General features: G+C 70.7%; 19 protein-coding genes and 1 pseudogene. 9 read left to right on the forward strand and 11 right to left on the reverse strand.

The genetic code is table 11. The features are described 5' to 3' along the window. Positions 1-149: 149 nt before the first annotated feature. Together IE182_RS24995 and IE182_RS25000 are read right to left on the reverse strand one after the other, a co-directional pair. Positions 150-902, reverse strand: coding sequence for a GntR family transcriptional regulator (locus IE182_RS24995; protein WP_190112265.1), 753 nt, complete (start codon positions 900-902; stop codon positions 150-152). A 223-nt stretch (positions 903-1,125) separates the two neighbouring features. Then, on the reverse strand, positions 1,126-1,617 hold the full coding sequence (locus IE182_RS25000; protein ID WP_190112182.1) for a cupin domain-containing protein: 492 nt from the start codon (positions 1,615-1,617) through the stop codon (positions 1,126-1,128). Between the two features lie 159 nt (positions 1,618-1,776). Between IE182_RS25000 and IE182_RS25005 the strand changes: the two genes are divergently transcribed. Beyond that, entirely contained in the window at positions 1,777-2,940 is a 1,164-nt protein-coding gene (locus IE182_RS25005) for a hypothetical protein (protein WP_190112183.1), read from the forward strand. A gap of 158 nt (positions 2,941-3,098) precedes the next feature. On the opposite strand, the gene IE182_RS25010 is transcribed toward IE182_RS25005, so the two are convergent. Both IE182_RS25010 and IE182_RS32935 read right to left on the reverse strand, forming a co-directional pair. Continuing rightward, positions 3,099-3,464 (reverse strand): hypothetical protein, encoded by a 366-nt coding sequence (locus IE182_RS25010; RefSeq protein WP_190112184.1) that lies wholly within the window; start codon positions 3,462-3,464, stop codon positions 3,099-3,101. 62 nt (positions 3,465-3,526) lie between these two features. After that, a pseudogene (locus IE182_RS32935) lies at positions 3,527-3,859 on the reverse strand (DUF8453 domain-containing protein); the annotation flags it as partial. A 108-nt stretch (positions 3,860-3,967) separates the two neighbouring features. Between IE182_RS32935 and IE182_RS25015 the strand changes: the two are divergent. Beyond that, positions 3,968-4,549 (forward strand): Uma2 family endonuclease, encoded by a 582-nt coding sequence (locus IE182_RS25015; protein ID WP_190112185.1) that lies wholly within the window; start codon positions 3,968-3,970, stop codon positions 4,547-4,549. 111 nt (positions 4,550-4,660) lie between these two features. Here the strand turns inward: IE182_RS25015 and ychF are convergent, their stop codons facing one another. Continuing rightward, a complete protein-coding gene (gene ychF, locus IE182_RS25020; RefSeq protein WP_190112186.1) occupies positions 4,661-5,749 on the reverse strand; it encodes a redox-regulated ATPase YchF in 1,089 nt (362 codons plus the stop codon). A 187-nt stretch (positions 5,750-5,936) separates the two neighbouring features. Between ychF and IE182_RS25025 the strand changes: the two genes are divergently transcribed. Further along, positions 5,937-6,539 carry a DUF6542 domain-containing protein gene (locus tag IE182_RS25025; protein ID WP_190112187.1) on the forward strand — a complete coding sequence of 201 codons (603 nt, stop codon included), beginning with the start codon at positions 5,937-5,939 and terminating at the stop codon, positions 6,537-6,539. Here the strand turns inward: IE182_RS25025 and ppgK are convergent. Beyond that, positions 6,436-7,200 carry a polyphosphate--glucose phosphotransferase gene (gene ppgK, locus IE182_RS25030; protein ID WP_190112188.1) on the reverse strand — a complete coding sequence of 255 codons (765 nt, stop codon included), beginning with the start codon at positions 7,198-7,200 and terminating at the stop codon, positions 6,436-6,438. The genes IE182_RS25025 and ppgK overlap by 104 nt on opposite strands. 29 nt (positions 7,201-7,229) lie before the next feature. Beyond that, positions 7,230-8,228: a 4-hydroxy-3-methylbut-2-enyl diphosphate reductase gene (locus IE182_RS25035; protein WP_190112189.1), complete on the reverse strand. Its 999-nt coding sequence runs from the start codon at positions 8,226-8,228 to the stop codon at positions 7,230-7,232. A gap of 66 nt (positions 8,229-8,294) precedes the next feature. On the opposite strand from IE182_RS25035, the gene IE182_RS25040 reads away from it, so the two are divergent. The 4 genes from IE182_RS25040 to IE182_RS25055 all read left to right on the forward strand — a co-directional run bounded on the left by IE182_RS25040 (position 8,295) and on the right by IE182_RS25055 (position 12,163). After that, complete coding sequence (locus tag IE182_RS25040; RefSeq protein WP_190112190.1) at positions 8,295-9,662, forward strand: APC family permease; 1,368 nt, start codon at positions 8,295-8,297, stop codon at positions 9,660-9,662. Between the two features lie 241 nt (positions 9,663-9,903). Continuing rightward, positions 9,904-11,139, forward strand: a complete 1,236-nt coding sequence (gene xseA, locus IE182_RS25045; protein WP_190112191.1) for an exodeoxyribonuclease VII large subunit — start codon at positions 9,904-9,906, stop codon at positions 11,137-11,139. A gap of 10 nt (positions 11,140-11,149) precedes the next feature. Then, positions 11,150-11,404: an exodeoxyribonuclease VII small subunit gene (locus IE182_RS25050; protein ID WP_190112192.1), complete on the forward strand. Its 255-nt coding sequence runs from the start codon at positions 11,150-11,152 to the stop codon at positions 11,402-11,404. Positions 11,405-11,572: 168 nt separating this feature from the next. Continuing rightward, positions 11,573-12,163 carry a malonic semialdehyde reductase gene (locus IE182_RS25055; protein ID WP_190112193.1) on the forward strand — a complete coding sequence of 197 codons (591 nt, stop codon included), beginning with the start codon at positions 11,573-11,575 and terminating at the stop codon, positions 12,161-12,163. A 122-nt stretch (positions 12,164-12,285) separates the two neighbouring features. Here IE182_RS25055 and IE182_RS25060 read toward each other — a convergent pair whose 3' ends face one another. Continuing rightward, the gene (locus IE182_RS25060) at positions 12,286-12,846 is read right to left on the reverse strand and encodes a DUF4245 domain-containing protein (RefSeq protein ID WP_229845085.1); all 561 of its coding nucleotides are present in this window, start codon (positions 12,844-12,846) and stop codon (positions 12,286-12,288) included. Positions 12,847-13,075: 229 nt separating this feature from the next. On the opposite strand from IE182_RS25060, the gene glpX reads away from it, so the two are divergent. Further along, positions 13,076-14,107: a class II fructose-bisphosphatase gene (glpX, locus tag IE182_RS25065; RefSeq protein ID WP_071965612.1), complete on the forward strand. Its 1,032-nt coding sequence runs from the start codon at positions 13,076-13,078 to the stop codon at positions 14,105-14,107. 190 nt (positions 14,108-14,297) lie between these two features. On the opposite strand, the gene IE182_RS25070 is transcribed toward glpX, so the two are convergent. After that, positions 14,298-14,654 (reverse strand): WhiB family transcriptional regulator, encoded by a 357-nt coding sequence (locus IE182_RS25070; RefSeq protein ID WP_045932326.1) that lies wholly within the window; start codon positions 14,652-14,654, stop codon positions 14,298-14,300. Positions 14,655-14,834: 180 nt separating this feature from the next. Continuing rightward, positions 14,835-15,530, reverse strand: a complete 696-nt coding sequence (locus IE182_RS25075; protein WP_190112195.1) for a DUF1707 SHOCT-like domain-containing protein — start codon at positions 15,528-15,530, stop codon at positions 14,835-14,837. A 161-nt stretch (positions 15,531-15,691) separates the two neighbouring features. Here IE182_RS25075 and IE182_RS25080 point away from each other — a divergent pair, with 161 nt between their 5' ends. Then, the gene (locus tag IE182_RS25080; protein WP_190112196.1) at positions 15,692-17,371 is read left to right on the forward strand and encodes a fumarate hydratase; all 1,680 of its coding nucleotides are present in this window, start codon (positions 15,692-15,694) and stop codon (positions 17,369-17,371) included. 141 nt (positions 17,372-17,512) lie between these two features. On the opposite strand, the gene IE182_RS25085 is transcribed toward IE182_RS25080, so the two are convergent. Further along, entirely contained in the window at positions 17,513-19,036 is a 1,524-nt protein-coding gene (locus tag IE182_RS25085) for a ricin-type beta-trefoil lectin domain protein (RefSeq protein ID WP_190112197.1), read from the reverse strand. Between the last annotated feature and the right edge of the window lie 108 nt (positions 19,037-19,144).

Genomic DNA, 19,144 nt, shown 5'->3' on the forward strand with positions numbered 1-19,144 from the left:
GTGAGTTTTGCAACACCGGAGGGACCTATTCCGAATGAGGACGGAACGGGACATAGGAGACACTTCCTACCCGCTGGTACGGACCAGCGGGAGGCGTTTCCGGACTTCTGTTCAACTGACTTCCGAGTCAGTTCATGTTCGGTTCACGGCTACTTCACGGGCAGGTGGTAAGCGACCCGGTAGCGCTCGGCCAGCATGACGACGTCGGCGGTCTCGACCGGGCAGCCGCCCGCGCAGTACGTCCGCGACACCACCACCACGCAGTGACCCGGCACCCCGCCGAGGGCGAGCGTCTCCTCGGCCAGCCCGGGGCGGGCGCCGACCTCCTCGGTGACGTTGTCCACGATCAGGTCGATGGCGGCCATCCGCTCCACCACACCGCGCCCGGCCAGCGGGCCCTCCTCGGGCAGCATCACGGGCGTGCGGCCGGTGAGGGCCAGGGGCTCCCAGGAGGTGGAGAGCATGCACGGCTCACCCGCGGACCGGAAGAGGTAGTCGGTCCGCATCACCCGGTCGCCCACCGCGATCCGCAGCCGCCGGGCGGTGACGGCGTCGGCCACCCCCTGCTCGCTGCGGGACTCCCAGGTGCCCTTGACCCGGTCGTCGGCCTGCTCCTGCCGGAAGGGCGTGGACTCGCCGACCGCGCGGTACCCCGTACGGACCACGGCGCGCGGCACCGGCTGCTCGCGGACGTACGTCCCGGAGCCGGATCTCCCCTCCACCAGCCCCTCGGCCATCAGCACCTTGCGGGCCTCCAGGGCGACCGTGTCGGAGACCCCGTACTGCTCCCGGATGCGCGCCTGGGACGGTAGCCGGGTGTGCGGCGGCAGCTCGCCGGCGACGATCTTCTGGCGCAGATCGCCGGCGACGCGAAGGTATGCGGGCTGGTCACCGAAGGCCACGTCCACTCCCAAAGGGTTGACAGTCCGCAACAGCTTGGCAACCGACGGTTGCGGTCCGCAACTTCTGGCCAAGGCATTACCCGGCGCGGCGAGCCCCAGCTCAGACCGGCCCACCCGAGATCCACTCGGCACATGCGCCGAGCACGCACCGGAGGCACATCCGCATCTATGCAAGGAATGCGGCTACGGCGCGCGCCCACGGAGCGTGCGCTCCGCCACTCCCCTACTCCACGAAGTAGGAGTCGTGGCGCACGAAGAACTCCGTGCGCTCCTCGTCCGTCGCGTCCGCGAGGGCCGCGAGCCCCTCGAAGTACTCCTCGCGCGGCGCGCCCGGAGCGAAGAGCATCAGCATCTCGGCGGGCGCGTCCGAGTCGTTGCGGAAGGCGTGCAGCCCGCCCTGCGGCACGTACAGGAAGTCACCCTTCCTGGCGTCGATCCACTCCACCCCGTTGAACAGCCGGACCGTGCCGTCGAGCACGAAGAACGACTCCGAGATCGTCTTGTGGAAGTGCGTCTTGGGCCCGCCCGCCTTCGGGCTCATCTCCACGCGGTAGAGCCCGAACTCGCCCTTCGTCGTGGCCTTGGTGGCCAGGTAGTGCATCGCGTCCCCGCCGGCCACGCCCAGCTCGGGCGGGGTGTCCACGGTCCGGAAGACCGCGCTGACCTCGCCCTCGTCACGGTGATAGACCTGCTCCGGATACTCCGGGTACGACATCGGATCCCCCTTGTCAACAGTCCTGCCCGAAGGCACTGTTCCTGTCCGTGATCAACCGCGGGGCCACCGGCCTATTCCCGGCCACGGGGACGACGAAGGGGCCGGACACGGCAGAGCCCGGCCCCCACGGTTGTCAGTGGCGGCTGCTTCCATGGCGCCATGAGCACTGCGCACGAGACCGCCGCCCTTCTCCCCGACCCCGTCCAGCTCCGCGCCCATCTGCGCGCCCTGGCCGTCCTGGACACGACGATCGGCGACGATCCGCGGTTCTGCCAGTACACCTTCGACACCGCCCGGGGCCACGGCGAGGAGGCGGCCCTGATGGAGAACGGCTCGGGGGACGACTTCTCCGTCCACTTCACCCCCGCCGGCGTGCTCATACGCGGCTTCGACCACGAGTCGGAGATGAGCCCGTACGGGACGGACGACGAGCAGGTCTGGCCCGGTGTCATCGACGAAGTGCCCGCCGCGCTGCGCCCGCTCCTGGACGAGCCCGCCTTCCATGACGAGGGGATCGGCGCGCCTCGGGTCACCGTCTGCCTGTGGCGGGAGACCGGTGACACCGTCTGGCGCACCGGCTCGGCCATCACCTTCCCCACCGGCAGCGAGGACCCGGACGGCTCCGGCTTCCTCTTCCGTCTCCTCACCGACCGTTCCCCCGAGGCCGTCCAGGCCCACTTCGAGGACTACTACGAGCGCCCCGTCCCCCTCGACGCCGTCCGCCACGTCCTCGCCGGACACCCGTTGACCCCTGCGATCGCAGGGGCCCTCAACCCGGCCGTCCTCTCGGACGACGCACTGCTGCAGAGGATCGCCGCACATCCCGAGGTCGCCTCCTACCTGGCCGGCGACGGCGAGTTCGACCTCGCCCGCACGGATCCGATCGAGCCGATCGCCCTGCCCAACGGCCTCCCGGTGGAGCCCGTCGCCGGCTGCAACGCGGGCGGCACCCACTACCTCTGCGGCCCGGCCGTCCCCGACGGCCCCCGCGCCGTCCTCTACACGGACTCCGAGGGCCGGGCCTCCCTCGTCGGCGAGTCCCTCGCCGAGGCCCTGACCCTCGCCGTCGTCCTCCCGTCCTGGCACGACGCCCTGGCCGGCTTCCGCCCTCCGGTCCTCAACGCCGACTACCTCGACGACCACCCGGATCACCCTGCCGTCCGCGACCGTCTCCTCGCCGCCCTCCGGCTCCCCCCGGCCACCGAGCAGGAAGTCCTGGACCGCCTCCTCGCCACTGCCGCCCGCACCGCCCCCGACGGGTTCCTCCCGCACGTTCCCGGTGAGGAGGAGTCCGCCTTCGAGCCGCTGCTCGAAGCACCGTGACGACGAAGGGGCCGGCCCCCTGAGGAGCCGGCCCCTTGCAGTAATGCATCGGTCACACGTTGAAGCGGAACGCATAGCGCAACGCTCCCACCTGCAGAAACGTGGTTCTGCAGGGTCCAAGTCAGCGCAGAATCAGCACGGGATTGCGTCGACGCCTTCTACGCGGGACCGTCGTCATCACTCAGCGGTCGCATGGAGATCTCAGAGAGGGCGGGTTCCACCACTTCAGGGACCTCCACACCTGAGGCCTGCTCCGAACTTTGCCGCCCAAGCCGCTTCCGGACCTCACTGCTCAGCGCTTCGACGGAGCGCGACTGCTCCTCCTGCGCGTCTGCGCTTCTCTTGAGATGCTTCGCAATCTGATGGGTACTCCACTCCACCGAGTCGGTCTCTAGAGCACTGTCTCGGAGGGCTTCAAGATCCACCGTGTAGATGAGCGAGTCCACACGGCCGAACGGTCCATCCGCTTCCACCCGAAACTCGTAGATCTTGGGCAGCTCCGAGGAGAACAGCTGATGACCCATGTCCATGACGAAAGGGATTCGGCGCTTCGGAGGCAAGGTGGCGATGGGGCGATGGGGCGACTGACAGCGCGGTTGAGCGTCGCGGCCCGCTCGGACCCGAGAGTGGTCTGCAACGGAGGGTTCACTGAGATGCGTACGTTGCGGGCCAAGGTCTGACCAATGTTCTCGACCACCAGCACGAGCAGCGACGACCCGGGGATACGAGGCCTGATGTCGACGATGACGTACGGCTCCGCCTGCTCGCGTTGCGCCTTCTCTGTGAGGGCGTTGGCTTGGGCCACTGCTCTGGCCTGGCGCCGGTTGTAGACGAGGGCCCAAAACGCGGCCGTCGTCGAGAAGACGAGAGCTGCCACGGAGATGACCACCGTGGCGATCTGGACCGATGAGTCACTCATGGCCGGATGCTAGGTGTGTGGCCGGTCATGGCGCGACAAGTTGCCGAAAACCCCCGGACCGGGATCGTTGGCTCTCCAGCCTGAGCTGCGGGCCGCTACCGTGAAGCCATGACCGCACTGCCCGACTGGATGCGCCCGCCGCGCGCGGAAGGCTGGTTCGCGGAGGACCTCGACCGCCTCCCCGAGGCACCTCGCCACACCGAGCTGATCGACGGAGCCCTCGTCTTCATGATGTCGCCCCAGCGGTCCTGGCATGGCCGCCTCGTCACCGCCCTGACCACCAACCTCATGGCGCAGGCGCCGGACGGCTTCGAGGTCGAGCGTGAGATGACGATTCGCCTCGATGCCCGCAACCGGCCCGAGCCGGACCTCCTGTTGACGAACCTGACCTATGACCCCGACCGCACCTGGTACGCCCCGGAGGACGTCAAGCTCGTCGTGGAGGCGGTCTCGCCCGAGTCCGCCCATCGCGATCGCACAGTAAAGCTCCGCAAGTACGCGGAAGCCGGCATCCCCCACTACTGGTGCATCGAGGACGAGGACGGAGCACCAGTCGTCCACGTCTACGAGCTCGACGAACCCACCGGCGTCTACGCGCCCGCCGGCATCTTCCGGGGCACCCTCCAGCGCCCGGTGCCCTTCGAGATCAGCTTGGACCTCGACAAGCTCACGCCACCCCGAAGCAGCTGAAAGTCAGCACCAAGTCAGCACGGGAATGCAGAAGGGATCGGATTCGAGAGAGTCCGACCCCTTTCTACCTGCATGCTTGACAAAACTAGCCAACACGCAGTAACGAGACGATTACACGTTGAAGCGGAACTCCACCACGTCGCCGTCCGCCATCACGTACTCCTTGCCCTCCATGCGCGCCTTGCCGGCGGCGCGGGCCTCGGCGACGGAGCCGGTGGCGACCAGGTCCTCGAAGGAGATGACCTCGGCCTTGATGAAGCCCTTCTGGAAGTCGGTGTGGATCACACCGGCGGCCTCGGGGGCCGTCGCGCCCTTCTTGATCGTCCAGGCGCGGGACTCCTTGGGGCCGGCCGTCAGGTAGGTCTGCAGGCCCAGGGTGTCGAAGCCGACGCGGGCGAGGGTGGCCAGGCCCGGCTCCTCGGCGCCGACGGACTGCAGGAGCTCCATGGCGTCCTCCTCGTCGAGCTCGGCCAGGTCGGCCTCCAGCTTGGCGTTGAGGAAGATGGCCTCGGCCGGGGCGACCAGGGCGCGCTGCTCGTCCTTGAAGGCGTCGTCGGTCAGCTCGTCCTCGTCGACGTTGAAGACGTAGAGGAAGGGCTTGGTGGTGAGCAGGTGGAGGTCGTGCAGGAGCTCCGCCTTCGCCGAGCCCTGGACGATGCCGGCGGAGAAGAGGGTGGTGCCCTCTTCCAGGAGGGCCTTGGCCGCCTCGACGGCCGCCACCTTGGGGGCGACGTCCTTCTTGATCCGCATTTCCTTCTGCAGGCGCGGCAGGACCTTCTCGATGGTCTGCAGGTCCGCGAGGATCAGCTCGGTGTTGATGGTCTCGATGTCATCCTTGGGCGAGACCTTGCCGTCGACGTGGACGACGTTCTCGTCCTTGAAGGCGCGGATGACCTGGCAGATCGCGTCGGACTCGCGGATGTTCGCGAGGAACTTGTTGCCCAGGCCCTCGCCCTCGGAGGCGCCGCGCACGATGCCGGCGATGTCGACGAAGTCGACGGTGGCCGGGAGGACCTTCTGCGAACCGAAGATCTCGGCCAGCTTGGTCAGCCGCGCGTCCGGGACGCCGACGACGCCCACGTTGGGCTCGATCGTGGCGAACGGGTAGTTCGCCGCCAGCACGTCGTTCTTGGTCAGGGCGTTGAACAGGGTCGACTTGCCGACATTCGGCAGACCGACGATTCCGATCGTGAGCGACACGTGGCGACTTCCCGTTGTTCCCGTAGTAGCGAGGGTTCCGCGCCCCGTGACGCGCCCGGTCATCCAGTCTACGGGTCCCGCCCGCGCACGGGCCCCGTGCGGACGATTCCTCGAACGCATGGCCAAGGTGGCTCAAACTGCGTGTCCCGCGCCGGTTTCCCCGTCCGCGCCCGCCTAATTTGGTGCGGTGGAGCAACCCAGCACGCGCATCCCCCAGCGCAAGGTCCGCCGCGGTTCCCCCGTGCCCCGCCCCTCCGCACCCTTGGGGCAGCGCCAGGGCGGCGCCCTCCGGCGCCCCCGCCCCGGGCGCCCCGTCCCGTCGCCGGACCGCCCCCCGGCCCCCCGGCTGACCGGCCTGGGCAGCGGCCTGCTCACCGCCCTGGCCATGCTGGGGATCGGCGTCGCCGACTCGGCGCTGCTGGACGGCAGCGCCAGGGTCTACGACGTGTTCTTCGTGCTCGGCAGCGCGGCCTGCGCGCTGTGGGTGCGCCCGGCCGAGGTGATGACCGCGCCCGTGAGCGTGCCCATCGCCTTCGCCGTGGGCGTCCTGCCGCTGAGCGACGGCACGGGCGGGCTCGGCGGCCGGCTGATGAGCCTGGTCACACTGCTGTCGCTGAACGCCGGCTGGCTCTACGCGGGCACGCTGCTGGCCGCGCTGATCGCACTGGTCCGCAGGGTCCTGCTGATCAAGGCGCGGCGGCGGGCCCGGGCCCAGCTGCGGAAGCGGCCATCGCAGCACCCACGATCCCCGCGTTGTTCTCCAGACGAGCGGGCACGATTTCGGCGCTGACGCCCTCGATCAGCGGCAGGAACTTCTCCGCCTTGCGGCTGACGCCCCCGCCGATCACGAACAGCTCGGGCGACAGCAGCATCTCCACGTGGGCGAGGTAGCGCCCGACCCGCTTGGCCCAGCGGCTCCAGCTGAGGTCCTCGGTCTCCTTGGCCCGGGTGGAGGCGCGGGTCTCCGCGTCGTGGCCCTGCAGCTCCAGGTGGCCCAGCTCGGTGTTGGGCACGAGCCGGCCGCCGCTGAAGACCGCGCTGCCGATGCCCGTGCCGAAGGTCAGCACGACGACGGTGCCCGTCCGGCCCCGCCCGGCGCCGAACGCCATCTCGGCCAGCCCGGCGGCGTCCGCGTCGTTGAGCACGGTCACCGGTGTGCCCAGCCGCTCGGTGAGCAGCCCGGCGGCGTCCTGGCCGATCCAGTGCTTGGAGATGTTGGCGGCGGTACGCGTCGTGCCGTTCACCACGACGCCGGGGTACGTCACCCCCACCGGTCCGACCGGCAGCCCGAAGTGCCGGACCACCTGCTGCACGCAGTCGGTGACGGCCTCCGGGGTGGCGGGGTGCGGAGTGAGCACCTTGAAGCGCTCCTCCGCGACGTCGCCGCGCTCCAGGTCCACCGGAGCGCCCTTGATGCCCGATCCGCCGATGTCCACGCCGAATACGTTCATACCGACACGCTACGGCGTGGAAAGGGGCGTCACCCCTCGGACGAGGCGACCAGCCCGGCGGCCTCCGCGCGCAGGTCGCGGCGGAGCTCCTTGGGCAGCGAGAAGGTAATGGACTCCTCGGCGGCCTTGACCACCTCGACGTCCGCGTAGCCGCGCTGCGCCAGCCACTCCAGCACGCCCTGGACGAGGATCTCGGGCACGGAGGCACCCGACGTCACACCGACCGTGGAGACACCCTCCAGCCAGGCTTCGTCGATCTCCTCGGCGTAGTCGACGAGGTGCGCGTCCCGCGCACCGGCCCCCAGCGCCACCTCGACCAGCCGCACCGAGTTCGACGAATTCTTCGACCCCACCACGATCACCAGATCGGCCTCGGCGCCCATCTGCTTCACCGCGATCTGGCGGTTCTGCGTGGCGTAGCAGATGTCGTCGCTGGGCGGGGAGAGCAGGTTGGGGAAGCGGCCCTTGAGGGCGTCGACGGTCTCCATGGTCTCGTCCACCGACAGGGTGGTCTGCGAGAGCCACACGACCTTGTCGGGGTCGCGCACCTCGACGTTGGCCACGTCCTCCGGCCCGTCGACGAGGGTGATGTGGTCCGGGGCCTCACCGCTGGTCCCGATGACCTCTTCGTGGCCCTCGTGACCGATCAGCAGGATGTCGTAGTCGTCGTTGGCGAACCGGATGGCTTCCTTGTGGACCTTGGTCACCAGCGGGCACGTCGCGTCGATCGTGGCGAGCTTGCCGCGCGCGGCCTCCTCGTGCACCACGGGGGCGACACCGTGTGCGGAGAAGATGACGATGTTGCCCTCGGGCACCTCCTCCGTCTCGTCGACGAAGATCGCGCCCTTCTGCTCCAGCGTCTTGACCACGTACTTGTTGTGGACGATCTCGTGCCGCACGTAGACGGGGGCGCCGTACTGCTCCAGCGCCTTCTCGACGGCGATCACGGCACGGTCCACGCCCGCGCAGTAGCCACGGGGGGCGGCGAGCAGAACCTTGCGGGCGGGAGTACCAGTCATGCGGTCCATCGTAAGGGCCCGCACCCACCGGCGTGGCCCGGCCGGGGGCCGGTGCGGCGCCCGAATACTGGCGACATGTCCCCACCGGTCCCCGCCGACGGCGACGGCACGCTGCGCCGCACGCTCACCTTCCGTGACCTGGTCGTCTACGGTCTGCTCTTCATCGCCCCCATGGCGCCCGTGGGCGTGTTCGGCACGCTCGACGCGAGGTCGCACGGGGCGGTCGCGCTGGTCTACGTCGTGGCCACGGCCGCGATGGCCCTGACGGCCCTTTCGTACGCGCAGATGGTGCGCGTGGCACCCCGGGCGGGCTCCGTCTACACGTACGCGCGCGTGGGGCTCGGCGAGGGGGCCGGCTTCGTCGCGGGCTGGATGGCGATGCTGGACTACCTGCTGATCCCGGCGGTCGCGTACCTCTTCTCGGGCATCGCGATGCACGCGCTCGTACCGGCCGTCCCGCAGTGGGTGTGGACGGCACTGGCGGTGGTCGTCACCACCGGCCTGAACCTGTCCGGCGTCCGTGCGGCCGCACTGGCGGGCTTCCTGGTGCTCGCCATGGAGATCGCGGTGCTGGCGGCCTTCGTGGTCGCGGCGGCGGTGGCGCTCGCCCAGGACGGCCCCCGCCGCGGCTGGCTGTCACCGCTGACCGGGGAGGGGGGCTTCGAGGCGGCGGCGGTGCTGGGCGCGGTGTCCGTGGCGGTCCTGTCGTACCTGGGCTTCGACGCGATCGCGTCGTTCGCCGAGGAGGCGGCGGGCGGCTCGGAGAAGGTGGCGCGAGCGGTGGTCACGTGCCTGGCCGCAGCAGGCGTGCTCTTCACCCTCCAGACCTACCTGGCCGCTCTCCTGGCCCCCATGTCGCCCACCGATCTGGCAGCGAACCCCTCCACCCAGGGCGCGGCCTTCTACGAAACGGTCGACGCGGCCACCGGCCCGTGGCTGCACGACCTGGTGGCGGCGAGCAAGGCGATCGGCGCGGCTTTCGCGGCGCTGGCCGGCCAGGCGGCCGCGGGCCGCCTGCTGTTCGCGATGGCCCGGGACCGCCGGCTGCCGGCCCTCCTGTCGAAGGTGGACTCCGGTTCGGGCGTACCGCGGCCGGCCCTGCTGGCCTCGGCGTCGGTCACGCTGCTCGCCGCCGTCTGGGCGGCCCGCCGGGACGACGGCCTGGACCGCCTGGTGTCCGTAGTGGACGTGGGCGCACTGGTGGCCTTCGCCTTGCTGCACGTCTCGGTGATCGGGTGGTTCTGCGTCCGCAGACACAACGGACGCATCAACCCGGTGCGGCACGTGACGATCCCCCTCCTGGGCCTGGCGGTGGTGACAGCGGTGATCGTCGAGGCAGCATGGACGGCCCAGCTGGTCGGAGCGGTGTGGCTGGCGGCCGGCCTGACGTACCTCACGGCCCAGCACGCAAGGCGCCGCCGCCGGACGACCGACCACCGATGACGGAATGCCCTAGGACGCCCGGAGGGGCCGGGGTGGGGGCGGGGCCTGGCAGGGGCGTAAGGGTTATTTGCGGCGGCATGCGGGGCGGGAACGACGTTCGGGGCGCGCCGCCGTAAATAATCCAGCCCCAGAAGGCCCCGCCCCCGCCCCGGCCCCGCCCCACAACGAACAGCGGGCACCGTCCACACCGCCGACCGCCGGGCGAAGCCCCCTGTCGGTACCCCCCGCTACGCTCGACCGCATGGCTGCGAACACGACCCCAGACGCACCGCTCCCCGTAGGCCAGGTCTCCCGCCTCATCGGCGGCTGGATCGACCGCCTCGGTGCCATCTGGGTCGAGGGCCAGATCACTCAGATCTCCCGCCGCCCCGGCGCCGGCGTCGTGTTCCTCACCCTCCGCGACCCCTCCCACGACGTCTCCCTCTCCGTCACCTGCTACCGCGCCGTCTTCGACCGCGTCGCCGACGTCGTCTCCGAGGGCGCCCGCGTCGTCGTGCACGCCAAGCCCGAGTGGTACGCCCCCCGCGGCCAGCTCTCGCTCCGCGCCGCCGAGATCCGCCCGGTCGGCGTCGGCGAGCTGCTGGCGCGTCTGGAGCAGCTCAAGAAGTCCCTCGCCGCGGAGGGCCTGTTCGCCGACGGCCGCAAGCGGGCCCTGCCGTTCCTGCCCCAGCTCATCGGCCTGGTCTGCGGCCGCGCCTCCGCCGCCGAGCGCGACGTGCTGGAGAACGCCCGGCACCGCTGGCCCGCCGTCCGCTTCGAGGTCCGCAACGTCCCCGTGCAGGGCGTGCACGCGGTGCCGAACGTCATCGAGGCGGTCAAGGAGCTCGACGCCCACCCCGGCGTCGACGTGATCATCGTGGCGCGCGGCGGCGGCAGCGTGGAGGACCTGCTGCCGTTCTCGGACGAGCAGCTCGTCCGGACGGTGGCCGACTGCCGCACCCCCGTGGTCTCGGCGATCGGCCACGAGCCGGACACCCCGCTCCTCGACCTGGTCGCCGACCTGCGCGCCTCGACGCCCACCGACGCGGCGAAGCGGGTGGTCCCCGACGTGGGCGAGGAGCTGACCCGCGTCCGCCACCTGCGCGAGCGCGCCCTGCGCTGCGTGACGGCGCACCTGGACCGCGAGGAGCGCGGCCTGGCGGCGGCACGGGCGCGCCCGTGCATGGAGCGGCCGCACCGCATGGTGGACGAGCGGGCGGAGCAGATCGACGCGCTGGTGGCCCGTGGCCGCCGCACGCTGGGCCACCTGCTGGACCGGGCGTCGTCGGAGCTGACCCACACGCACGCGCGTGTGGTCGCGCTGTCGCCGGCGGCGACGCTGCGGCGCGGCTATGCGGTCCTGCAGCACGCGGACGGCCACGTGGTCCGCGCGGCCGACGAGGTCGCCCCGGACGAGGAACTGCGGGCGCGCGTGGCAGACGGCGAGTTCGCAGTCCGCGCCCTGCCCTCACCCACCGCTGTCACACCGCCCGCCTAGGCTGGTGGCCATGGCGACGACTACGGACGCGACGGACGCGGGCGCAACGGACGCCCTGGGCTACGAGCAGGCGCGGGACGAGCTGATCGACGTCGTGCGCCGGCTGGAGGCCGGGGGCACGACGCTGGAGGAGTCGCTGGCGCTGTGGGAGCGCGGCGAGGAGCTGGCGAAGGTGTGCCGCCGCTGGCTGGACGGCGCCCGGGCCCGGCTGGACGCGGCGCTGGCACAGGAGGAAGCCGAGGGAGAGGGCCCGGAGGCGGACTGAGGGGGCCGAGGGGAACCCCGAAACCCCGCTCCCGCCCAGCCCGGACCCGCGCTCCCGCCCGGCCCAGAGGGGCCACACCCGCCCCCGCCCCCACCCCCGACGTGAGGTGGCTCTCACCCACCCCGGATTTAGTTGAAAATTAATACAACTCCGGACTATGGTGAAGCCATGACTCTCGCCCTTGACGCCACCGCCCAGGACCTCCTCTTCCGCGAGGCCCACACCGCCAACGCCTTCACCGACGAGCCGGTCTCCGAGGAGCAGGTCCAGGCGATCTACGACCTGATCAAGCTCGCGCCGACCGCCTTCAACCAGTCGCCGCTGCGCATCGTCCTCGTCCGCTCGGAGGAGGCCCGCGAGCGCCTGGTCTCCCACATGGCCGAGGGCAACCAGGCCAAGACCCGCACCGCGCCGCTGGTCGCGATCCTCGCCGCGGACAACGAGTTCCACGAGGAGCTGCCGGCGCTGCTGCCGCACTTCCCGCAGGCCAAGGAGCTCTTCTTCAGCGAGCGCCCGGTCCGCGAGCAGTCCGCCGCGCTGAACGGCGCCCTGCAGGCCGCCTACTTCATCCTCGGCATCCGTGCCGCCGGTCTGGCCGCGGGCCCGATGACCGGCTTCGACTTCGCGGGCGTGCAGAAGGAGTTCCTGGACGACGACCACACGCCGCTGATGGTCATCAACATCGGCAAGCCGGCCGAGGACGCCTTCTACCCGCGCTCGCCGCGCCTGTCCTTCGACCAGGCCGTCACGACCGTCTGATCGTCACGACCGCCTGATCGTCACGACCGCCTGCCACCCCTACCCCCCCCCAGGGGCCGGCAGGCCGGCCCGTCCGCCACTCCCCCCCCCCGGCAGGACGGGCCACCCGGCCGTCGCGCTCGTCAGCCCGAGGTGCTCGCCTTACCGGCGTCAGCCTTCTCGGCCTTGAGCGCGGCGGCCATCTGCGTCAGCCGCTCGTACGACGCGGTCCCCGTGACCACCGTGGTCACGCCGCTCTCCTCGCGCACCAGGGCGTTGTACTTCGGCCCCTCGTAGCGCTGCCAGGTGGTGTCGCCCACCTTGGTCGTCGCGTGGGCCTTCTCCGCATGCTGGCTGACGTTGTCGATGAAGGGCCGCGCCGGGCCGTCGCTCTGCTCGACCGCCACGTACTGCTTCTGCGGGTCGAGGAAGCCGAGGTGCCACTCGGAGCCGTCCTTGCCGCGCGCCTTGTACGAGACCGAGGTCGCGCGCCAGCCGTCGCCGAGCCCCACGGGGGCGGCCACCGCGTACGGCGCCGCACGCCGGGCGGTGTCGAGCTCCACCCGGTAGTTCACCGTCTTGATCGGATCCTTGCTCTCGTCGTGCGGGATGAAGAGATAGCTCAGCCCCGCCACGGGGATGACCACCGCCATCGACAGCAGCATGTTCCGAATCGTCTGCGTCTTGCCGTTCCTACCTGCCACGCCCCCATCGTCCCCCATGGCGCCGGGGATCTTGACGGCGACCTGCGTGCGACCGGGTGCGACGCGCGTGCGACGGGGCTCGCGCCCCGAACCCTGACGCCGCTCATGCGTGGGGCGGCCTGCTCACTCTGGCAATGAACCGATAAAGTCATCAGCACCCTCACCCTCCTGGCCCACCCGGGGAAGGAGGGGCCCCACGGCCGTCAGCCGTACAGAAAGGTGCGCCCCGATGAGCGATCATCACTTGCCGTCCCAGCTCGAAGTCAGCCCGGAGGCGCCCGACCGCAACCTGGCGCTGGAGCTCGTCCGGGTCACCGAGGCGGGGGCCATGGCCTCGGGCCGCTGGGTGGGCCGTGGCGACAAGAACGGCGCGGACGGCGCGGCCGTGCGGGCCATGCGCGCGCTGATCCACACCGTGTCGATGAACGGCGTGGTCGTCATCGGCGAGGGCGAGAAGGACAACGCCCCGATGCTCTACAACGGCGAGCGTGTGGGCGACGGGACCGGCGCGGAGTGCGACGTCGCCGTGGACCCCGTGGACGGCACCACGCTGACCGCCAAGGGCATGGCGAACGCCGTGTCCGTGATGGCCGTGGCCGAGCGCGGCTCCATGTTCGACCCGTCCGCCGTGTTCTACATGGACAAGCTGGTCACCGGCCCCGAGGCGGCCGACTTCGTCGACATCGACGCGCCCGTGGGCGTGAACATCCGCCGCATCGCGAAGGCGAAGCGTTCCTCCGTCGAGGACGTCACGGTCGTCGTCCTGGACCGCCCCCGTCACGACGGCCTCGTCAAGGACATCCGCGAGGCGGGCGCCCGCATCAAGTTCATCTCCGACGGCGACGTGGCGGGCGCCATCATGGCCGCCCGCGAGGGCACCGGCGTGGACCTGCTGCTGGGCATCGGCGGTACGCCCGAGGGCATCATCGCGGCCTGCGCGATGAAGTGCCTGGGCGGCACCATCCAGGCCAAGCTGTGGCCGAAGGACGACGAGGAGCGGCAGCGCGCCCTCGACGCCGGCCACGAGCTCGGCCGCGTCCTGCACACCGAGGACCTGGTCAGCGGCGAGAACGTGTTCTTCGTGGCGACCGGCATCACCGACGGCGAGCTGCTGCGCGGCGTGCGCTACCGGGGCGAGACGGCCACCACGCAGTCGCTGGTCATGCGCTCCAAGTCGGGCACGATCCGCCTGATCGACTCCGAGCACCGGCTGTCGAAGCTGCGCGCCTACAGCTCGGTCGACTTCGAGCGCCCCAGCTGACGCGAGGCCCTCACGGCACCCGCGGCGCACGCGACCCTCACGGCACGCGCGTCACGCGGCGCATCCAGTGAGCACCGCACGCGCCGCACACGCCGCACGCACTGCGCAGGCGGCACGCACCAACGGGCCGGGCCCCGCCGTCGGACGGCGGGGCCCGGCCCGTTGGTAACAGTCGGCGAACGGCGGGCGCTCAGCCCGCCGCGGCGATGCGCGTGGCACGCTGCAGCTCGGCCTCGCGCCGCCGTCGGCGGGCGAGCACGACGCGGCGCTCGGCAGCGGTGAGCCCGCCCCAGACGCCGTACGGCTCGGGCTGCAACAGCGCGTGCTCCCGGCACTCGACCATGACCGGGCAGCGGGCGCAGACGCGCTTGGCGGCCTCCTCGCGCGAAAGACGGGCGGCCGTGGGTTCCTTTGATGGTGCGAAGAAGAGCCCGGCTTCATCCCGGCGGCACACCGCCTCCGAATGCCAGGGGCCGGCCTGTTCCCGAGCGGAAATCCGCTGGGACGGTACGGCGGCTTCCTGCAGGGGCTGATGCGGTAGCAGCACGGTCCACTCCTGACGACGGCTTTGCTTGGCCGATTGAGTCACCTTTGCCCGCCTCGACGTGCACGGCCATTCGCACCCGCAGCCGTACGAGAGACGATGCACCAAGCTTTACCCGCTGTGCGCGAGCTTATTCACACCGTTGCCATGAGCGGAATGCCGTCGGTTGCCGTGAGGTTACGGTCAGTTGGCCGCCCGCAGGTTCTTCAGCCGCTTGCCCCGCCTGGGACGCGCCTCGACGCCGCCGAAGAAGGCGAAACCCGCGACCACGACGACGGGTGCCTCCGGGTCGGGGGCCTCGCCGGTCTTCACGTCGAAGCCCCCGAAGACGCCGGTGCCCGTGCAGCGCACGGAGATGTTTTCCGGGAGCTTGATGTCGACGCCGCCGAAGACGGCGCAGGCATTGATGACGACCTCCCGCTGCTCGAATACCGCCTCGGTCAGGTCGATCTCGACCCCGCCGAACAGCGCGAATGCGTTCATGCGCGGCCGCACCCGCCACCTCCCCTTGCGGGTGGCACCACCGAAAACGGCGACCAGATTCTCGGCCGCACCCATCCCGGGGCGCACGGAGGCGTCGTACGGGCGCACGGGGGCAGGTCCGGCGGCGGACGGCCGCCCCGTCGGCAGATCGTGCACCAGCGGCTCCAGTTCGCCGTGCGTCCTGGCCTCGTAGACCGCTCCGATCCGCTCGGCGTGCTCCTCGGTCGTCAGCCGCCCCTCCGCCAGGGCCTCGCGCAGGATCTCGGCGGTCCGGTCGCGGTCGGCGTCGGAGGCGCGCAGCGCGGCTCCCGCGGCCCCTGCGGCCGGCGCCGTGGCGGCCTTGGTCAGCGAGACGCGCTCTTCGGGTGATGGTGATGACTTGTCCACTGCATCCACAGCAGCAGAGTAGCCAAACGCGATAGATCGCGATAGTGGCGCGTGGCCGGGTCACGTACTGAGCCTTACCTCACAAACCCACCGGCCTCCGGGCGGCCTACCCTGGTTGACGCCGCCGAGGAAGCCGGCAACGAAATCCGCAGAGTGAGGGAAACGCCGCGATGTCTGCCCAGTCCGCCCGCTCAGAGTTCGCCTACACGGACCTCCTGCCCCTGGGCGAGGACGACACTCCGTACCGTCTGGTCACCTCCGAGGGCGTGTCCACCTTCGAGGCCGACGGCCGCACCTTCCTGAAGGTGGAGCCCGAGGCGCTGCGGAAGCTGGCCGCCGAGGCGATGCACGACATCTCGCACTACCTGCGCCCGGCACACCTCGCCCAGCTGCGCAGGATCCTCGACGACCCCGAGGCGTCCCCGAACGACCGCTTCGTCGCCCTGGACCTGCTGAAGAACGCCAACATCGCCGCCGCCGGCGTGCTGCCGATGTGCCAGGACACCGGCACGGCGATCGTCATGGGCAAGCGCGGTCAGAACGTGCTGACCGAGGGCGAGGACGAGAAGGCCCTCTCGCACGGCATCTTCGACGCCTACACCCAGCTCAACCTGCGCTACTCGCAGATGGCCCCGCTCACCATGTGGGACGAGAAGAACACCGGCTCCAACCTGCCCGCGCAGATCGAGCTGTACGCGACCGACGGCGGCGCCTACAAGTTCCTCTTCATGGCCAAGGGCGGCGGCTCGGCCAACAAGTCCTTCCTCTTCCAGGAGACGAAGGCGGTCCTCAACGAGACCTCCATGATGAAGTTCCTGGAGGAGAAGATCCGTTCGCTGGGCACGGCCGCCTGCCCGCCGTACCACCTGGCGATCGTCGTCGGCGGCACGAGCGCCGAGTTCGCGCTCAAGACCGCCAAGTACGCCTCCGCGCACTACCTCGACGAGCTGCCGGAGGAGGGCTCCCCGCTGGGCCACGGCTTCCGCGACAAGGAGCTGGAGGAGAAGGTCTTCGAGCTCACGCAGACGATCGGCATCGGCGCGCAGTTCGGCGGCAAGTACTTCTGCCACGACGTCCGCGTCGTCCGCCTGCCGCGCCACGGCGCGTCCTGCCCGGTCGCCATCGCCGTCTCCTGCTCCGCCGACCGCCAGGCACTGGCGAAGATCACCCCCGAGGGCGTCTTCCTGGAGCAGCTGGAGAAGGACCCGGCGCGCTTCCTGCCGGAGACGACGGACGAGCACCTGGAGTCGGAGGGCGACGTCGTCCGGATCGACCTCAACCGCCCGATGGACGAGATCCTCGCCGAGCTGACCAAGTACCCGGTCAAGACCCGCCTTTCGCTGACCGGCCCGCTGGTCGTCGCGCGCGACATCGCCCACGCGAAGATCAAGGAGCGGCTGGACGCGGGCGAGGAGATGCCGCAGTACCTCAAGGACCACCCGGTCTATTACGCCGGCCCGGCCAAGACCCCCGAGGGCTACGCCTCCGGCTCCTTCGGCCCCACCACGGCCGGCCGCATGGACTCCTACGTCGAGCAGTTCCAGGCCGCGGGCGGCTCGAAGGTCATGCTCGCCAAGGGCAACCGCAGCAAGCAGGTCACGGACGCGTGCGGCACCCACGGCGGCTTCTACCTCGGCTCGATCGGCGGCCCGGCGGCGCGCCTGGCCCAGGACTGCATCAAGAAGGTCGAGGTCGTCGAGTACGAGGAGCTCGGCATGGAGGCGGTCTGGAAGATCGAGGTCGAGGACTTCCCGGCGTTCATCGTCGTGGACGACAAGGGCAACGACTTCTTCGTGGACCCCGCCCCGGCGCCGACGTTCACGTCGATCCCGGTGCGCGGCGGTAACTGACGGGGCTCCGCCCCGGACCCCGGTCCTCGATCGCCGGACGGGCTGATTTCAGCCCGGCCGGCGATCGAGGACACCGCGCGCAGCGCGGCCGGGGGCCCGGGGGCCCGCCCCGGAAGAAACGGTGAAAGGGCGGGTCGGGGGCTACGCGAAGCGCTGTGACGCCGAGCCGTCACACTTCTGCAGGCGCACGGGATCCTTCGCCGACGCGAGCGTCAGACACAGGTCCTGCGCCGAAGCGGGACGGAACGTGCCACCGTTCAGTACGAACCGCTGGTTCGCCCCACCATGGCAGTTCCACAGCCCCACCGCCGCCCCGGCCCGATACGCACCGCCCGGCACGTCCACGCACCGGTCGTGCGTCAGCCCGCTGTGCAGCGACCCCCGCTGCCCGTCGAACCACCACTGCTGGTTCCGGCTCCCGGAGCACGGCCAGCCGCCCACCTGCGTCCCGTTGGCGGAGGCCGCCCCGTAGGCGTCCACGCAGGAGCCCGTCGCCGCGCTCTTCAGCGGCCGGAAGGCGTCGTCCCAGCCGCCCTTGTACAGCACGGGCTTTCCGGTGCTCGCCGGGTCGGCGCAGCCGGCCTGTCCGTAGCCCGACTGGTACAGCTGGGTCAGGCAGGACGCGAACGCGCCGTGCCCGCGGGCGTTGGGGTGGAAGGACTGCCGCACGGAGTTCTCGTTCGGCGGGATCGGGTTGGTCAGGTCGATGTACAGGCCGCGGGCCCAGGTGTCCTCCATGCACACCTCGTGGCCGTGGAAGAGGCGCGAGTTGTCGAGGAAGAGGGCGCCGGTGTCGCGCGCGACGCGTGCCATCCCCCGCTCGAACGCGGGCACCGCGACGTTCCGTCCCCACGCCGAGTCCGACGTGTGGCCGACGCAGCCGCCGGGGATCTTGCCGGGGAAGTCGGGGTTGTCCTCGAAGTCGGGTCCGATGGGGCTCGGGTAGCCCATGACGACGAGCTTGTAGTCGGCGTCGGCGTAGCCCGCGTCCGTCATGACCTTGCGCAGGTCCCGTACGGTCTGCTCGACCTTGGGCACCAGCCCGTCGACGCGCGCCTGCCAGCCGGGGGCGTACTTCGGCTCGCAGGGGCCCTGCAGCGTCAGGTAGCGGGTGACGCAGTCGGTCATCACGGGGCCGAACTGCAGGTCGTCGTTGGCACCGGCCACCAGCAGCACCATCTTGACGCGCGTGTTGCGGGCCTTGACGGCGAGGTTGTCGCTCTGGACGAGCTCGTCCGCGTACTGCTTGCTGCCGCCGATGCGGATGTTGACGGTGGACGCGCCGGAGCAGGCGACGTTGTAGGTGACGTCGGCGGGGATGGCGGTGCGGTGGATGGCCGCGTCGGGCGAGCGGTGGCACCAGTTGGTGGGGCCGTTCGTGCCCGGTTCGTACGTGCCGACGCCCTCGCCGGAGATCTCGCTGTCGCCGAGGGAGACGAGCGAGGTCTTGCGCTCCGCCAGGGGGCGCTGGGCGGGGTCCCCGTAGAGCTTCTGGGCCTCGGCGGCGCGGATCGCCTCCAGTTCGGGGGTCAGCGGGGCGGTGGTGGCGGCCCCGGTGCGGGGCGCCGCCTGGGCGGTGGGGCCGGTGGCGGCGGTTCCGGCCAGCGCCGCGGCGAAGGCCGCGAGGGCGGCGAGGGAACATCGCAGGGTGGGTCTGCGTGTCATGGAGTCTCCCCGAGTTCAGTTGTTACCCGCGGTATTTACTAGGCGGTAGTGCCTTTTGGGAACACGTTGAACGAGACAAACGCTGTGTTTGTCAGGAGGTAGAAAACG

It is taken from the genome of Streptomyces cinnamoneus, assembly GCF_014650495.1.
In the GTDB taxonomy this organism is placed as follows: domain Bacteria; phylum Actinomycetota; class Actinomycetes; order Streptomycetales; family Streptomycetaceae; genus Streptomyces; species Streptomyces cinnamoneus.

Coding starts and splice junctions, on each gene's coding strand:
- IE182_RS25015 (WP_190112185.1), top strand. CDS start 3,968: ATGACCGCACTGCCCGACTGGATGCGCCCGCCGCGCGCGGAAGGCTGG.
- IE182_RS25085 (WP_190112197.1), bottom strand. CDS start 19,036: ATGACACGCAGACCCACCCTGCGATGTTCCCTCGCCGCCCTCGCGGCC.
- IE182_RS25040 (WP_190112190.1), top strand. CDS start 8,295: ATGTCCCCACCGGTCCCCGCCGACGGCGACGGCACGCTGCGCCGCACG.
- IE182_RS25050 (WP_190112192.1), top strand. CDS start 11,150: ATGGCGACGACTACGGACGCGACGGACGCGGGCGCAACGGACGCCCTG.
- IE182_RS25005 (WP_190112183.1), top strand. CDS start 1,777: ATGAGCACTGCGCACGAGACCGCCGCCCTTCTCCCCGACCCCGTCCAG.
- IE182_RS25080 (WP_190112196.1), top strand. CDS start 15,692: ATGTCTGCCCAGTCCGCCCGCTCAGAGTTCGCCTACACGGACCTCCTG.
- IE182_RS25055 (WP_190112193.1), top strand. CDS start 11,573: ATGACTCTCGCCCTTGACGCCACCGCCCAGGACCTCCTCTTCCGCGAG.
- IE182_RS25000 (WP_190112182.1), bottom strand. CDS start 1,617: ATGTCGTACCCGGAGTATCCGGAGCAGGTCTATCACCGTGACGAGGGC.
- IE182_RS25010 (WP_190112184.1), bottom strand. CDS start 3,464: ATGGGTCATCAGCTGTTCTCCTCGGAGCTGCCCAAGATCTACGAGTTT.
- IE182_RS25035 (WP_190112189.1), bottom strand. CDS start 8,228: ATGGACCGCATGACTGGTACTCCCGCCCGCAAGGTTCTGCTCGCCGCC.
- xseA (WP_190112191.1), top strand. CDS start 9,904: ATGGCTGCGAACACGACCCCAGACGCACCGCTCCCCGTAGGCCAGGTC.
- glpX (WP_071965612.1), top strand. CDS start 13,076: ATGAGCGATCATCACTTGCCGTCCCAGCTCGAAGTCAGCCCGGAGGCG.
- ppgK (WP_190112188.1), bottom strand. CDS start 7,200: ATGAACGTATTCGGCGTGGACATCGGCGGATCGGGCATCAAGGGCGCT.